The organism is Corallococcus sp. 4LFB (assembly GCF_046520365.1).
Lineage (GTDB): Bacteria > Myxococcota > Myxococcia > Myxococcales > Myxococcaceae > Corallococcus > Corallococcus caeni.
Window position 1 is genome coordinate 1 of the sequence record NZ_JBKGHJ010000185.1, and the last position, 14,986, is coordinate 14,986.

Annotated in this window: 12 protein-coding genes; 5 read left to right on the plus strand and 7 right to left on the minus strand. The window is 69.7% G+C overall.

Annotated elements, in window-relative coordinates; all coding sequences use genetic code 11:
- Nucleotides 1-1,826: ATP-binding protein (locus ACLEQD_RS20610; protein WP_410385992.1), on the plus strand; the 1,826-nt coding region annotated here is incomplete at its 5' end.
- Nucleotides 1,823-3,391 carry a sigma-54-dependent transcriptional regulator gene (locus ACLEQD_RS20615; RefSeq protein WP_410385993.1) on the plus strand — a complete coding sequence of 523 codons (1,569 nt, stop codon included), beginning with the start codon at nt 1,823-1,825 and terminating at the stop codon, nt 3,389-3,391. The genes ACLEQD_RS20610 and ACLEQD_RS20615, both read left to right, overlap by 4 nt.
- Before the next feature lie 416 nt (nt 3,392-3,807).
- Here ACLEQD_RS20615 and ACLEQD_RS20620 read toward each other — a convergent pair whose 3' ends face one another.
- The 7 genes from ACLEQD_RS20620 to nuoE are packed head-to-tail and all read right to left on the minus strand — an operon-like array spanning nt 3,808 to nt 12,026.
- Nucleotides 3,808-5,367 (minus strand): NADH-quinone oxidoreductase subunit N, encoded by a 1,560-nt coding sequence (locus tag ACLEQD_RS20620; protein WP_410385994.1) that lies wholly within the window; start codon nt 5,365-5,367, stop codon nt 3,808-3,810.
- 15 nt (nt 5,368-5,382) lie between these two features.
- Nucleotides 5,383-7,074 (minus strand): complex I subunit 4 family protein, encoded by a 1,692-nt coding sequence (locus ACLEQD_RS20625; protein ID WP_410385995.1) that lies wholly within the window; start codon nt 7,072-7,074, stop codon nt 5,383-5,385.
- Nucleotides 7,071-9,296 carry an NADH-quinone oxidoreductase subunit L gene (gene nuoL / locus ACLEQD_RS20630; RefSeq protein ID WP_410385996.1) on the minus strand — a complete coding sequence of 742 codons (2,226 nt, stop codon included), beginning with the start codon at nt 9,294-9,296 and terminating at the stop codon, nt 7,071-7,073. The genes ACLEQD_RS20625 and nuoL overlap by 4 nt, the downstream gene beginning before the upstream one ends.
- Nucleotides 9,297-9,321: 25 nt before the next feature.
- Nucleotides 9,322-9,624, minus strand: coding sequence for an NADH-quinone oxidoreductase subunit NuoK (nuoK, locus tag ACLEQD_RS20635; RefSeq protein WP_410385997.1), 303 nt, complete (start codon nt 9,622-9,624; stop codon nt 9,322-9,324).
- A 26-nt stretch (nt 9,625-9,650) separates the two neighbouring features.
- Nucleotides 9,651-10,157 (minus strand): NADH-quinone oxidoreductase subunit J, encoded by a 507-nt coding sequence (locus ACLEQD_RS20640; RefSeq protein ID WP_410385998.1) that lies wholly within the window; start codon nt 10,155-10,157, stop codon nt 9,651-9,653.
- The gene (nuoF, locus tag ACLEQD_RS20645) at nt 10,154-11,497 is read right to left on the minus strand and encodes an NADH-quinone oxidoreductase subunit NuoF (protein ID WP_410385999.1); all 1,344 of its coding nucleotides are present in this window, start codon (nt 11,495-11,497) and stop codon (nt 10,154-10,156) included. Before nuoF ends, ACLEQD_RS20640 begins: the two co-directional genes overlap by 4 nt.
- Nucleotides 11,498-11,537: 40 nt before the next feature.
- A complete protein-coding gene (gene nuoE, locus ACLEQD_RS20650) occupies nt 11,538-12,026 on the minus strand; it encodes an NADH-quinone oxidoreductase subunit NuoE (protein ID WP_410386000.1) in 489 nt (162 codons plus the stop codon).
- A gap of 104 nt (nt 12,027-12,130) precedes the next feature.
- Between nuoE and ACLEQD_RS20655 the strand changes: the two genes are divergently transcribed.
- The 3 genes from ACLEQD_RS20655 to ACLEQD_RS20665 form a co-directional block, all read left to right on the plus strand.
- Nucleotides 12,131-12,883 carry a TIGR02266 family protein gene (locus tag ACLEQD_RS20655; protein ID WP_410386001.1) on the plus strand — a complete coding sequence of 251 codons (753 nt, stop codon included), beginning with the start codon at nt 12,131-12,133 and terminating at the stop codon, nt 12,881-12,883.
- A gap of 102 nt (nt 12,884-12,985) precedes the next feature.
- Nucleotides 12,986-14,638, plus strand: a complete 1,653-nt coding sequence (locus ACLEQD_RS20660) for a serine/threonine-protein kinase (RefSeq protein WP_410386002.1) — start codon at nt 12,986-12,988, stop codon at nt 14,636-14,638.
- A gap of 78 nt (nt 14,639-14,716) precedes the next feature.
- Nucleotides 14,717-14,986 (plus strand): ACT domain-containing protein (locus ACLEQD_RS20665; RefSeq protein WP_410386003.1); only part of this gene is annotated, 270 nt, incomplete at its 3' end.

The following is a 14,986-nucleotide window of genomic DNA, read 5'->3' on the forward strand; positions in this document are numbered from 1 at the left end:
GTGGCGCCCGGCACGGCTCGGTGCTGACGCTGTTCGCGAAGGTGGTGGGCGCGGCGCTCGCGGACGCGCACCTCCAGGCGGACGGCGCGCGCAGCCGCTGGGAGGTGGAGGCGGTGGCGGAGATGGCGCGCTTCGTGGCGCAGCCCGTGCCCCCGTCGCCGGAGACGTTCCTCGCGCGCGTGGCGGAGCTGCTCCAGGCGCGCGCGGTGGCGCTGCACGTCACCTCTGGACGGGAACAGGCGCCCCGGCTGGCCGCCCACGTGGGGCTGGAGGAGGGGAGCGTGACGGCGGGGGACGCGGCCCGGGCCACCGGCGTGCTCCTGGCCTCGTCGCTGCGGGAGGACGGAGGCGTGCTGTCGTCGGAGGCGCAGGGGCGCGCGCTGGAGACGCTGTCCCAGGGCCGCTTCGGCAGCGGGACGGCGGCGCGGCTCACCCGGGGCGGTGAGTGCGTGGGCGTGGTGCAGGCGCTGCGCGCGAAGGAGCGCCCCTTCGACGAGCGCGACGCGCGGCTCTTGTCCACGCTGGCGGAGCTGCTGGTGACGCTGCTGGAGCAGCGCCGCCTGAGGGCGGAGTCCGCGCGCCAGCTCACGGAGTCGCGCCTCTTGCTGGACCTGGCGCGCACCACGTCGGGCGTGCTGGAGACGGCGAGCATCCTGGACGTCGCGTCCGACTTCCTGGTGCACCTCTTGGACGTGTCCAACTGCTTCATCCTGCTCTACGACGAACAGGCGAAGGTGCTGCGGGGCGCGGCGGCGTCGGCGGCCCACCGCGACCTGTTCCGCACGGTGGTGGTGCCGCTCGACAGCGACGATTTGGCCGCGCGCGTGGCGCTGGAGCGCAAGCCCATCGCGGTGGAGGACCTGACGTCGGCGAGCGTCTCCGTCAGCGCCGTGCTCATCGACCGGCTGGGGGAGAAGGCCCTGCTGGGCCTGCCGCTCACCTCGCGCGAGGAGCTCATCGGCGTGGTGCTGGTGGACGACGTGCGCGGCCCGCGCCCCTTCGGCCCGGAGCTGATTGAACTGGCGGAGGCGACGTGCGGCCAGCTGGCGCTGTCCATCGCCAACGCGCGCCTCTACGAATCCCTGTGGGCCAGCTACGCGGAGCTGGCCGCCACCCGCGCGGAGATGGTGAAGCGCGAGCGCTTCGCCGCGCTGGGCGAGCTGTCCGCCATCGTCGCCCACGAGGTGCGCAACCCCCTGGGCGTCATCTTCAACGCGGTGGCCACGCTCCGGCGCATCATGAATCCCACCGGGGACACGGCGATGTTGCTGGACATCGTCGCGGAGGAGAGCGACCGCCTGAACCGGATGGTGGCCGACCTCCTGGACTTCACCCGCCCGCGCAACCCGGTGCTCCAGCCGGAGGACCTGCTGCGCGTGCTCCAGGACGCCCTGGAGGCCGCGCGGGCCCAGGCCTCCACGGAGCGCCCGGCGCACGTCCACGTGGAGGTGGAGCCCGGCCTCACCACGGTGCCCATGGACCGGCGGCAGATCCGCCAGGCCCTGTTCAACGTGGCCGTCAACGCCATCCAGGCCATGCCCCAGGGGGGCGAGGTCCGGGTGCACGCGCGCCGGGACACCCACGGCGGCCGCGAGCAGCTGCGCATCGACGTGATGGACCAGGGGCCGGGCATCCCGGCGGAGCTGCTCCACCGCGTCTTCGAACCCTTCTTCACCACCAAGGCCCAGGGCACCGGCCTGGGGCTGGCGGTGGTGAAGCGCATCCTGGAGGAGCACCGCGGTGAAATCGCCGTGGAGAGCGCCCCCGGACGCGGAACCACCTTCACCTTCTGGCTGCCGCTCACGCAGCCCCAGTCCCTCTCATGACCGACGCCACCACCCCGGTTCCCCGAGGCCGCATCCTCGTGGTGGACGACCAGCGCAACATGCGCGCCACCACCGCGCTGCTCCTGAAGCAGGCGGGCTACGACGTCTCCGAATCCGCCACCGGCGAGGAGGCCCTGGACGTGCTCGCGAAGGGGCGCGTGGACCTGCTCCTCACGGACCTGAAGATGGAGCCCATGGACGGGCTCACGCTGCTGCGGCGCGCGCTGGAGGTCGCCCCGCGCCTCCAGGTCATCGTGATGACGGCCTTCGGCTCCATCGAGAGCGCGGTGGAGGCCATGCGCCTGGGGGCGTACGACTACGTCACCAAGCCCTTCAAGGAAGGCGAGCTGCGCTACCGCGTGGAGCGCGCCCTGGAGCGCGCCAAGCTCCAGTCCGCGGTGGACAGCTTCGCCACGGAGTTCGCGGAGCGCCACGGCCTGTCCGCGCTGGTGGGCCGCAGCCCGGCGATGCGCGAGCTCACCACGCGCCTGGTGCGCGTCGCGCAGAGCGACGCCACCGTCCTCATCCAGGGGGAGAGCGGCACGGGCAAGGAGCTGGTGGCCCGCGCCCTCCACGCGCACAGCCGGCGCAGCAGGCAGCCCTTCGTGCCCGTCAACTGCGCGGCCATCAGCGAAACGCTGCTGGAGAGCGAGCTCTTCGGCCACGCCAAGGGCGCCTTCACCGGCGCGGTGAAGGCGCGCCGGGGCCTCTTCGAGGAAGCGGACAACGGCACCCTCTTCATCGACGAGGTGACGGAGACGAGCCCCACCTTCCAGTCCAAGCTCCTGCGCACGCTCCAGGACGGCGAGGTGCGCCGCGTGGGCGAGTCCACCGCGCTGCGCGTGGACGTCCGCATCGCCGCGGCCACCAACCGCGACATCGAGCTGGAGGTGAAGGAGAAGCGCTTCCGCCAGGACCTCTACTACCGCCTCAACGTGGTGATGCTGCGCGTGCCCCCGCTGCGCGAGCGCCTGGAGGACGTGCCCGCGCTGGCGCAGCACTTCCTGGATCGCGCCAACGCCCGCAGCCCCCGGACCCGGCGCCTGTCCGAGTCCGCCGTGGCGCACCTGATGACGTACCGCTTCCCCGGCAACGTGCGCGAGCTGGAGAACCTGGTGGAGCAAGCCGCCGCGCTCGCGGAAGGGGACGAGCTGGCCCCCGAGGACTTCCCGCTGCGCCCCCAGGGCCGCGTGCTCCCGGCCGCCACCTCCGCTGAAGCCGCGGGCCTGCCGCCCAGCGACGCCCCGCGCCCCAGCGGCGCGGAGGCCACGGGGCCCACGCTGGCGGAGGTGGTGGAGGACGCGGAGCGCCGCGCCATCGTCCAGGCCCTGGAGCGCCACGGGGTGGACCTGGCCAGCGTGGCGGACGAGCTGGGCGTCTCCTCCACCACGCTCTGGCGGAAGATGAAGCGGCTCAACCTCCGGCCCCCCGCGGCGCCCGCGAATAGCCTCCCGGTAAATCCCCCACGGCCTCCCGGTGCGACTTCAGATCCGAAATCGCCCCCGTTCAGGGATGAAAAAACCAACCGCCTGAATTCGTTGGATGTTTTCATCCATGAAACGTGATTTCAGGCCTGCAATGGGGGAGGGTGGGGGCAAAACCGTTGCCCTGTCGCCCAAGTGCCTGAAAACCCTGGAGTTTCGTCCCGCGCGAGCGCTGGCACGGCACCTGCTAAAGCTCACGTCGGGACGCATCGAAGCGAGGCTGAAAGTGGTTCCCCCCCACCCTTTCAGCACTTCCGGTGTGTCACCTTGAGAAGACCCGCGGCCCGACACCCTCACGGGTGCCGGGCCGCCTTCTTTTCCGCTCCCCGCCGCGTCCGCCGCGTTGAAGCCGCCCCGCATGACGCGGCGCGGAGCCATTTCACTTCTGCAATGCACCCACGGCCGTGACGCCGTGAGCCATGCCCCGCAACGACAACGCCCGCCAGGGCCAAAGGGCCGAGGCGGGCGTCGGGTGCCGCGAGCCGGCGGCGGAGCGGCTACTGGCCGAACAGCGTGCCGGCCTGGGCGAGCCAGTCGGTGACGTGGCCGGGGAGGATGCCCAGCAGCACCACGGCGACGGTGGCGATGACGAGCGCGGCCTCCGTGCCCCAGTTGCGCTCCAGCGGCTGGGCGCCCTCGGGGATGGGGTGCATGAACATGTAGACGACGACGCGCAGGTAGTAATACGCGCCCGCCGCGCTGCTGAGCACCGCGACCACCGTGAGGCCCACGAGGCCCACGTCGATGGCGGCCTGGAAGATGAGCAGCTTGCTCATGAAGCCCACGGTGGGGGGGATGCCGCCCAGGGACAGCATGAAGGCCGCCATGGCGAAGGCCCAGCCCGGCCGGCGCTGCGCGAGGCCCGCGAAGCGCTCCAGGTCCCACGCGGTTCCCTTCTCCTCGTCCTCGCGGCGCTCCAGCGCGGAGACCATGGCGAAGGCGCCCGCCGCGCTGAAGGTGTACGCCAGCAGGTAGTACAGGATGCCGCGCAGCGCGTCCGAGCGCGCCACGTCCAGCGGCGTGCCACCGGACAGCGAGGACGCGGACAGCAGGCGGAAGTGCTCGCCCGGGGCCGCGACGAACAGCGCCGCCACGCCCAGCAGCAGGTAGCCCGCGTGCGCGATGGAGGAGTACGCCAGCATGCGCTTCACGTTGCGCTGGGGAATCGCCATCAGGTTGCCGGCCACCATCGTGAGCAGCGCCAGCGTGGCGAAGAGCATCAGCGGCAGCTTGGGGTCCATGCCCTTGCCCACCGTGACGAACACGCGCACCAGCGACGCGAACGCCGCCGCCTTCACGCCCGCGCTCATCAGCGCCGTCACCGGGGTGGGGGCGCCCTCGTACACGTCCGGCGTCCACATGTGGAACGGCACGGCCGCCACCTTGAACGCGAAGCCCGCGGCGATGAGCACCGCGCCCACGTAGACGAGCGCCGGGGACGTGGACAGCGCCTGCTGCAGCGGGCCGGCCATGTCGTTGAGCTTCGTGGTGCCCGTGGCGCCGTACAAGAGCGCCGTGCCGTACAGCAGGATGGCGGAGGAGAAGGCGCCCAGGATGAAGTACTTGAAGCCCGCCTCGCTGGGGCGCGTGCCGCGGCGCAGGTACGCCGTCAGCGCGTACGTCGCGATGGAGAGCACCTCGATGTTGACGAAGATGGTGATGAACTCGGACGACATCGCCAGCAGGCTCATGCCCGCGGAGGCGAAGAGCATCAGCGCGTAGAACTCACCGCGCTCCGCGCCGCGCCGGCGCAGGAAGCCCACCGCGCTCAGCGCCGCCAGCCCCAGGCCCACGCTCACCACCAGGGTGAGGAAGCTGGAGAAGGGGTCCAGCACGCCGAAGCCGAGGAACACCTCGCGCGGCGGCTCGAACATCAGGCCCACGGCCACGGCGCCGCTGGCCACCGCCGCCACGACGGTGAGCACCGCCTGGTAGCCGCGGGACGCCGTCGCGGAGAGGAACACCTCCGACAACAGCAGGACGGAGGCCGCCACCACCATGATGATGGCGGGCAGCATGGGGAGGAATTCCGCCAGGGTGATATTTGGCAGGTTCATGGAGTCTTTCGGGGCCTATTCGCGAACGGCGAGCGGCGCGGCGGGAACGGAGGGGCGGGCCACGGCCGCGGTGGAGGGCAGCGACATCACCTCCACGCGCAGCTGGTCGTCCTTCGCCTGGGTGGCGCCCGGAGCGCCCACGCTGGCGCGCGCCACGTAGCGGTCCGTGGACGGAGCGATGCGGTCCAGGAAGGGCTGCGGCATCAGGCCCATCACCGCCACCAGCACGATGAAGGGGGCCGTGGTGAGCATCTCGCGCAGGTTCATGTCGCGCAGGTGCTGGTTCTCCCGGTGCGTGATGCTGCCGAAGAACACCTTCTGCACCATCCACAGCATGTACGCCGCGCCCAGGATGACGCCCAGCGTGGCGAACGCGCCGAAGCCCAGGGGCAGGCTGCTCTTGAACGTGCCCATCAGCACCAGGAACTCGCCGATGAAGCCGTTGGTGCCCGGCACCGCCACCGACGAGAACGTGATGATGACGAACGCCGCGGTGAACACCGGCATCACCTTGGCGATGCCGCCGTAGTCCGACATCAGGCGCGTGTGGCGGCGCTCGTAGAGGAAGCCGAACAGGAGGAACAGCGCGCCCGTGGAGATGCCGTGGTTGAGCATCTGGTACGCGCTGCCCGTGGCGCCCTCACCCGTGACGGCGAGCAGGCCCAGCATGCAGTAGCCCAGGTGGCTGACGGACGAGTACGCGATGAGCTTCTTGATGTCCCGCTGCGCCAGGCACATCAGCGCGCCGTACACGATGCCGATGACGGCCAGCACCGCGAGGAACGGGCGGGCCGCGTGGGCCGCCACGGGGAAGAGCGGGATCGCGAAGCGCCAGAAGCCGTAGGTGCCCATCTTCAGCATCACGCCGGCCAGAATCATGGAGCCCGCCACCGGCGCCTGAACGTGCGCGTCCGGCAACCAGGTGTGCACCGGCCACATGGGGACCTTGATGGCGAACGCCAGCGCGAACGCGGCGAACATCCACGGCCCGTAGGTGTGCAGCGTGGCGGCCAGGCCCGTGAGCGACGCGCACGCGCCCTCCGGCCCGCTGGCGCACGCGGCCAGCTGCTGATTGGCGGCGAGCAGGTTGTTGTAGAGCTGCCCGTAGTCGAAGGAGCGCGTCCCCGGGGGGCCGCTGATGAAGTACACGGCCACGATGGCCACCAGCATCAGCAGCGAGCCCACCAGCGTGTAGAGGAAGAACTTCACCGCCGCCATGCGCCGGTCCTCGGCGCCCCACACGCCCACCATCAGGTACATGGGGATGAGCATGGCCTCGAAGAAGATGTAGAAGAGCAGGACGTCCATGGACGCCAGCGCGCCCAGCATCGTCGTCTGGAGCACCAGCAGCGCCAGGTGGAACTCCTTGACGCGGTGCTGGATGTACGTGCTGGAGGCGAGCACCACCAGCGGGCCCAGGAACACCGTCAGGAGCAGCAGGCTCACGGCCAGGCCGTCCACGCCCAGGTGGTAGCTCATCCCGAACTGCTGGAACCACGGGACGCGGAACTCCATCTGGAACTCCGAGCCGGAGGGCTCGAAGCGGAAGTACGCCCAGACGCCGAACACCAGGTCCAGCAGCATGCCCACGAACGTGATGGCGCGGACCTGCCCGTGCTCACTGGCGGGGAGCATCAGCACCAGCGCCGCGAAGACGAGCGGCAGGTAGATGACGACGTTCAACAGGTGGTTGTCGAAGAAGCTCATGAAAGCACCTGCAGGAGGGCGTAGACCGCGCCGCCCAGGATGGCGAGCGCCATGATGGCGGCGTAGGCCTGCGCGTCACCCGTCTGGAGCCGGCGCAACCCGAGGCCCACCTTCTCCGTGACGTACGCGGTGCCTCGCACCAGCACCGTGTCGATGACGAGCGCGTCCACCACGCGGAAGAGGATGAAGGCCGTGAACTTCACCGGCCGGATGAGGATGAACTCGTAGAGCTCATCCACGTAGAACTTGTTCTGCGCCGTGCGGCGCACCGCGCGCGCGAACGCCGGCACGGGCTGCCCCACCCGCGAGGGGAAGAACTTCAGGTAGGCGAACGCCGCCGCCCCGCCGCCCAGCAGCGCCCACAGCCACGCGAAGGCGTAGTCCCCGACCTTCGGCGTACTGGTGTCCAGCTTCACCGTCTCCGCCACGCGGGCCACCGTCTCCGCCGGGCGCAGCACGGGGGACAGGAAGTTCTCGAACACCGGCTGCGTCCCGCCGCCCGTGCGGGGCATCAGGGGCAGGGCGTAGACGAACGTGATGAAGGCCAGGAACGCCAGGATGACCAGCGGCAGCGTCATGTGCCACGCGCTCTCATGCGCGTGCGCCAGCTTCGCCTCCGGGGACCGCCTGCCCGTGAAGGTGAGCAGGTAGACGCGCGACATGTAGAACGCCGTGGCCGCGGTGATGAGCAGGCCCAGCACGTAGACGAAGCCGGACACCCACTCCAGGCCGTGCAGGTGGTTGTGGTGCACGCCGTGGAAGATGGCGTCCTTGGAGAAGAAGCCGGACATGATGGGGAAGATGCCGGTGATGGCCAGCGTGGAGATGAGGAACGTGGCGTGCGTCACCTTCATCTCCTTCCACAGGCCGCCCAGCTTCTTGATGTCCGTCTCGTCCCCGTTGCCGTGCATCACGCTGCCGGCGCCCAGGAAGAGGCAGGCCTTGAAGAACGCGTGCGTCATCAGGTGCATGGCGGCCGCCCAGAAGACGCCCATGCCCACGCCCATGAACATGATGCCCAGCTGGGACACCGTGGAGTAGGCGAGCACCTTCTTGATGTCGTCCTGCGCGAACGCGATGAGCGCCGCCAGGAGCGACGTGAGCGCGCCCACGATGGCGATGGTCGCCATGGCGGTGGGGGAGAGCACCAGCAGCGCGCTCATGCGGCAGAAGAGGTACACGCCCGCGGTCACCATGGTGGCGGCGTGGATGAGCGCGGACACCGGCGTCGGGCCGGCCATCGCGTCCGGCAGCCAGACGTAGAGCGGCAGCTGCGCGCTCTTGCCCGCGGCGCCCAGGAGGAAGAGCAGCATGATGGACGTCATCACGCCGCCGAAGGTGTAGCCGGACAGCGGCCCGGACTCGATGGGCGTGGCCAGGGACACCGCGCCGCCCGTGCCCTCCGGCAGGGCCAGGGCCAGCTTCTCCAGGCCCTTGAAGGTGACGGGGCCCTTCTGGGAGATGCCCTGCTCGTAGCGCGCCCGGCTGCTGCCCGCGGCGTTGTAGTCGCGCGCGTCCGCCTGGCGGTTGAAGGCGCCCACCGTGAGGATGAGCAGGAACGTGGCGATGAGGAACGCGAAGTCACCGATGCGGTTGGTGACGAACGCCTTGCGGCCCGCCCACGCCTTCGCGCCGTCCGTGTACCAGAAGCCGATGAGCAGGTAGCTGGCCATGCCGACGCCCTCCCAGCCCACGAAGAGCAGGACCAGGTTGTCGGCCATCACCAGCGTGAGCATCGCGGCGACGAAGAGGTTCAGGTACGCGAAGAAGCGCCAGTACCCGTCGTCGTGCTCCATGTAGCTGGTGGAGTACAGGTGGATGAGGAAGCCCACGCCCGTGATGATGAGCAGCAGGATGCCCGACAGGTGGTCCACCAGCAGGCCGAAGTTCACCCGGAAGTCACCCGCGGCGAACCACGTCCCGTAGTCGTGCGCGATGGCGTAGCGGATGGTGTCCCGCTCGATGCCGAACGGGTTGGCCATGCTCACCACGCGCCCGCCCGCCGCGTCGCTGGTGGCCCAGAAGGCCAGCACGCTCAGCACGAAGGCGCCGGCGATGGCGGAGCACGCCACCAGGTGCACGTTGGCCCGGCCCAGCCACTTGCCGAACACGCCGCACACGAACGCGCCCAAAAGCGGCAGCAGGATGATCAGCCCCAGGGAGGGTGCGAACACCTCCGGAGGGATGGGTGCCGTTCTGAAGAATTCGACGATTCCGTCCATGGATGGGCTCAGGGGTGACGGGGCGTTAGTGCTTCATCGTCCGGATGTCGTCGACGTTCACGGAGCCGCGACTGCGGAAGACCGCGATGACGATGGCCAGACCGATGGCCGCTTCCGCGGCCGCCACGGCGATGACGAAGAAGGCGGACACGTGCCCGATGCCGTTGCCGTGCATGCGCGCGAAGGCCAGGAACGTGAGGTTGACCGCGTTGAGCATCAGCTCCACGCACATGAAGACGACCAGCGCGTTGGTACGCACCAGCACGCCGAACATGCCCATGCAGAAGAGGGCCGCGGCCAGCAGGAGGTAGTAGGTGATGGGGACCATTGGGTTGTCCTGAGGGGCGCTGAAGGTCAGATGCGGGACTTGGCCACCACCACCGCGCCCACCATGGCCACCAGCAGGAGCAGGCTGACCGCTTCGAACGGCAGCAGCCAGGTGGTGAAGATGGACTGGCCGATGGCCGCCATGGTGCCGAACGCCGCCTGGGCCTGCGCATCCAGCCGCGCGGGCTGCGCGTCCACGCGGCCCAGCGTCACTCCCAGCACCGCCAGCAGGCCCAGCGCGGAGGCGCCGCCCAGCAGGCGCGTCACCGTGGGCTTGCCGCGGTGGGGCGCGTCCCCCAGGTTGAGCAGCATGATGACGAAGAGGAAGAGCACCATGATGGCGCCCGCGTACACGAGCACCTGCATGACGGCGACCGTGTGCGCCCAGAGCAGCACGTAGATGCCGGCCAGGAAGAAGAACGTCGACACCAGGGCCATGGCGGAGTTGATGGGGCTGCGCGCGGTGATGACCAGCCCCGCCGACACCAGCGTCATGACGGCGAAGACGCCGAAGAGGACCAATTCGATGTTCAAGACCAGTCTCCGAAGGAACCCCAGGGGTGGTCACCGAACGGGCAGCGATGCTCCCGCACGTGAGCCTCGAACTCGTCCCGGAACCGCATGAGGAAGGAGTGCGTGGGCAGCGCCGCCGCGTCACCCAGCGCGCAGATGGTGTTGCCCAGGCCGATGGGGGGGTAGGGCGCGATGGAGGACGCGACGTTCGACAGCATGTCGATGTCGCTCATTTCCGCGCGGCCTTCCTCGATCTTGCGCAAGAGGCGCGTCTGCCAGGGCGTGCCCTCGCGGCACGGCGTGCACTGGCCGCAGGACTCTTCCGCGTAGAAGCGGGCCACGCGCCAGAGGCTGCGCACCATGCAGGTGGCGTCGTCCATCACGATGACGCCGCCGGAGCCGGCCATCGTCTGCTTCATCTTCAGCGCCTCGAACTCCAGCGCCACGTCCAGCTCGTCCGCGCCCAGCACCGGCGCGGAGGAGCCGCCCGGGATGACCGCCTTGACCTTGCGGCCCTTGGGCATGCCCTGGCCGTACTGGTCGTCGTGGATCAGCTCCAGGATGGTGGTGTGCATCCCCACCTCGTAGACGCCGGGGCGGTTCACGGAGCCGGACAGGCAGACCAGGTGCGTGCCGCCGGACTTCTCCGTGCCCAGCTTCGCGTACCACTCCGCGCCCTTGGCCAGGATGGGCGGCACGCTGGCGAGCGTCTCCACGTTGTTCACCACCGTGGGGCTGCCGAACAGGCCCACCACCGCGGGGAAGGGGGGCTTCAAGCGGGGCCAGCCCTTCTTGCCCTCCAGGGACTCCAGCAGCGCCGTCTCCTCGCCGCAGATGTATGCGCCCGCGCCGCGGACGACGTAGCAGTCGAGCGCGAAGCCCTCCTTGCCCATCAGCGACTTGCCGAAGATGCCGGCCTTGTAGGCTTCATCAATGGCCGCCTGGGTGCGCTCCGCCTGGAACTTGAACTCGCCGCGCAGGTACACGTAGCAGGTGTGCACGCCCAGCGCGTACGACGCGATGGCGATGCCCTCCAGCATCATGTGCGGGTCGTTCTCCAGGATGTAGCGGTCCTTGAAGGTGCCCGGCTCGGACTCGTCGCCGTTGACGGCCAGGTACTTGGGCTTGGGGCTGTCCTTGGGGACGAAGCTCCACTTCATGCCCGTGGGGAAGCCCGCGCCGCCGCGGCCGCGCAGGTTGGACTTCTTCACCTCGTCGATGATGGCGGCGGGCTCCATGGAGAGCGCGCGCTTGAGCCCGTCATAGCCACCGCGCGACCGGTAGCTGTCGAGGGTCCAGGACTGGGGCTTGCCCCAGGCCGCCGAGATGACGGGTTCGACCGCCTTTGCCGTAGAGGCCATGGATGAACGTCCTAGGAAAGCGAAGGGGAGGAGGGGCGACTCACGACAGCCGGGCCAGGATGGCGTCCAGCTTCGCCTGGGTCAGGCGCTCGTGGTGATCCTCGTTGATCTGCAGGCAGGGCGCCGTCCCGCAGGACGCCAGGCACTCCGTCTCACGCAGGGTGAACTTGTCGTTCGTCTCCCCGGCGGTCAGGCCCAGCTTCTGCTCCAGGTACGCGAGCATCTTCTCCGCGCCCCAGAGGGAGCAGGAGAGGTTCGTGCAGACGTCGATGACGTACTTGCCCGGCTTCTTGAGGTGGTACATCACGTAGAAGCTGGCGACCTCATAGGCGCGCTCCGGCGTGACCTCCAGGTTCTTCGCCACCAGCCGAAGACCTTCAGGAGGCAACCACCCCTTGAGGTCCTGCAGCAGGCGCAGCGCGGGAAGCATGCCGGCGCTTTTGCGATCAGGGGGGTAGTGCGAGAGGATTTCCGCGATCCCCGCGTCGAACTTCTTCTGCTCTTCAGGAGTGAACAGGGGCTCCGCCATGGCGGGCCGTACGTATTGCCGCAATGGCTTCGTTGTCAACATAAACCCTCGGCGGTAGACTGGACCGCCATCAGCAAATTTCCGAGCGATTTCAACCCCTTGTTATGAGCCCGGACCCTGCGGACCAGCGGCAGCACCCTCGTGTCCCCACCGTCCTCCGGGTGGACTACCCGCATGGGCGTCCACTGCGGGACGTGACGGAAAACCTCTCCGCCGGAGGCTTCTTCGTCCAGACCGAGCAGCTCTTCGCGGTGGGGGACGAGCTTCGACTTGCTCTTTCTTTCCCGGGGCTGCTGGATCCGGTAGAAGTCGCGGGGACGGTGGCGTGGGTGCGCATCGCCGCGCCCGATCAGCCGGGCGGCGTGGGCATCCGTGTGGAGCGCGAGCAGGACCGGCGGCGACTGGGTGACATCTTGAGTTCGGCGGGACCCAACGACAGCGCGGTGACCCCTTCGGAGCAGGACGGGTACCGTGTGCTCATCGTCGAGGACAACCCCCACATCATCGAGATGTACAGCTACGTGCTGAAGAAGCTCGCGAGCAACGACCTGCACGGCAAGGTGCCGCTGGAGGTCCACTTCGCGCCGGACGGGCACCACGCCCTCTTGCGGCTGCGCGAGGACCGCTTCAGCCTGGTGATGCTGGACCTCTACATGCCGGTGATGGACGGCTTCGCCCTGGTGGAGCGCATCCGGGAGGAGGAGGAGCTCAAGGGCATCCCGGTCATCGCCATCTCCGCGGGCGGCAAGGAGGCCCAGGACCGGGCGATGCAGCTGGGGGTGGACATCTACCTGCGCAAGCCGGTGCGGTTCGTGGAAGTGCTGGAGACGGTGAAGCAGCTGCTGCGCATCCGGTAGGGCGCGGGCGCTTGCCGGGCACTTCCCCGGGCTTCCCCGGGCTTGTTCGATACACCAGACGTTGAAGCGCCGGGCGGGTGCCGCGTAGAGTCCGGCGCACCCATGACGAAGCCGGCCATCCATCGTGACACCGTCAGTGGCGAGGCGCTGCTCATCCTGCAGAATCTGCGGGAGAACGGCCGCCTGGGACGCTCGAACAAGCTGGCCGACGTGAAGGCCGCCCTCGAGCCGTCCGTCTCGCTGGAGTTCGACAACTACTTCTTCTTCCTGCGCAAGTTCCACTACATCGCCATGGACCGCGAGGCCCAGCTCAAGCTCACCGAACAGGGCGAGCGGGTGGTGGAGGGGGACCTGCAGGACCGCTTCGCGTCGGAGGTCGACGACTTCTTCGCGGATCAGCTCCTCCCGGCGGAGGACGCCACGCACATCGGCCGTCCGCTGGACGAGGACGAGCCGATGAGCGTCCCGCCGCCGCCGCCGGAGCTGCTCCTGGACGAGGCGGAGGTGGACGCGTCCTCCGCCCAGGCCCAGGGAGGGCCGCCGCCCGTGCCGCCGTCGCGCACGCACCGCGTGGCGATGCCGGCGTTGGACCTGTCGCAGGCCGCGACGCAGATGCAGCCCGCGCAGCCGGCCGCCATCGCGACGCCACAGCCGCAGCCGGCGTCGCGCCAGGAGGGCCCGGCGGAAGGACGCCGGGAGACCTTCATCGGGCTGCCGCCGACGCCCGCGCCGGTTCCCCAGCCCATCGTGGTGACCGCGCCCGTCCCCAGCGCGTCCCAGCCGCTCATCATCACCCCTCCGCTCTCCGCCGCGCCCGCTCCGATGCCCCCTCCCGCCACGACCCCTGCTCCCGCGGCCCCGGTCCCCAATGCCGCCGCCGCTGCCGCCGCGAAGGGCGCCAGCGACCTGGACCTGCGCTACCAGAAGTTCGACCCCATTGGCACGGGGCCGCTGGGCACGGTCTTCAAGGGCCGCTACAACGCCCTGGGCCTGGACATCTGCATCAAGGAGCTGAAGGACATCTTCGGCTACTTCTCCTTCCTGCAGCGCGGTGAGGTCCTCAAGCGCCTGAAGAAGGAGCTGTGCGCGCAGGCGCAGGTGCGCCACCCGGGCGTGGTGCAGATCCTCGACCAGAACGTGGACTCGGCGCGGCCCTACTTCGTGGTGGAGCTGATGCGCGGCAGCCTGAAGGAGCGGCTGGAGGCCGCGGGCGGCAAGGGCATTGAGGTGCCGCACGCGCTGCGCACCTTCCTGCAGCTGGCGTACGGCCTGCGGGCCGCGCACGCCGCGGGGCTCACCCACCACAACATCAAGCCGGAGAACGTCCTCTTCGACGCGTACGGCAACGCGAAGCTCGCGGACTTCGGCATGAGCCGCGTGGTGGAGGTGGACGCCACCAAGGGCATGCCCCAGGTGTTCGTGGGCACGGGCGGCATGGTGTACATGGCGCCGGAGCTGATGAACCGGGGCGCCAAGGAGCCCGGCCCGTCCGCGGACGTGTACGGCCTGGGCATCCTGCTCTACGAGATGTTCACCGGGCAGATTCCGGGCCGCCGCTCGCCGCTGCCCTCGGAGGTCAACCCGGAGGCGCCCAGCGGGTTGGATCAGCTCTTCGACAAGGCCACGCAGGACAAGCGCGAGCAGCGCTACCCGGACGTGGACGCGATGCTGGAGGACTTCTACAAGGCCTTCCCGGAGCGCGAGTACCTGGACCGCGGCTCGCTCATCGTGTCGTCGGATCCGACGCAGGAGTAGCGGGTTGCCAGCGGGCAGGCGGGCCTCTTCGCGAGGCTCGCCCGTGCCCGCGTGGACCTGTCAGACTGCGGCGCGCCCATGCACACGCGCCCCTCCGACAGCGTCCTCCTGACCGTCACCGGCAGGGACGGCCCCGACACCACCGCCCGCCTCACCGGCCTGCTCGCGGACGCGGGCGCGGAGCTGCTCGACGTGGAGCAGGGGGTGGTGCAGGGCCTGCTCACCCTGGCCCTGTGGGTGCGCCTGCCGGACGGCGCCCGGGTGGGGGAGTCCCTGAAGGCGCTCCCCGAGCTGGCCCGTGAGCTGGGCGTCACGGTGGACGTGCGCGCGGTGCCCCCGGCCGCGTCT

Excerpts from the sequence above, each read along its gene's own strand:
- ACLEQD_RS20615 (WP_410385993.1), top strand. The coding sequence starts at position 1,823 with ATGACCGACGCCACCACCCCGGTTCCCCGAGGCCGCATCCTCGTGGTG.
- ACLEQD_RS20620 (WP_410385994.1), bottom strand. The coding sequence starts at position 5,367 with ATGAACCTGCCAAATATCACCCTGGCGGAATTCCTCCCCATGCTGCCC.
- ACLEQD_RS20625 (WP_410385995.1), bottom strand. The coding sequence starts at position 7,074 with ATGAGCTTCTTCGACAACCACCTGTTGAACGTCGTCATCTACCTGCCG.
- nuoL (WP_410385996.1), bottom strand. The coding sequence starts at position 9,296 with ATGGACGGAATCGTCGAATTCTTCAGAACGGCACCCATCCCTCCGGAG.
- nuoK (WP_410385997.1), bottom strand. The coding sequence starts at position 9,624 with ATGGTCCCCATCACCTACTACCTCCTGCTGGCCGCGGCCCTCTTCTGC.
- nuoF (WP_410385999.1), bottom strand. The coding sequence starts at position 11,497 with ATGGCCTCTACGGCAAAGGCGGTCGAACCCGTCATCTCGGCGGCCTGG.
- nuoE (WP_410386000.1), bottom strand. The coding sequence starts at position 12,026 with ATGGCGGAGCCCCTGTTCACTCCTGAAGAGCAGAAGAAGTTCGACGCG.
- ACLEQD_RS20655 (WP_410386001.1), top strand. The coding sequence starts at position 12,131 with ATGAGCCCGGACCCTGCGGACCAGCGGCAGCACCCTCGTGTCCCCACC.
- ACLEQD_RS20660 (WP_410386002.1), top strand. The coding sequence starts at position 12,986 with ATGACGAAGCCGGCCATCCATCGTGACACCGTCAGTGGCGAGGCGCTG.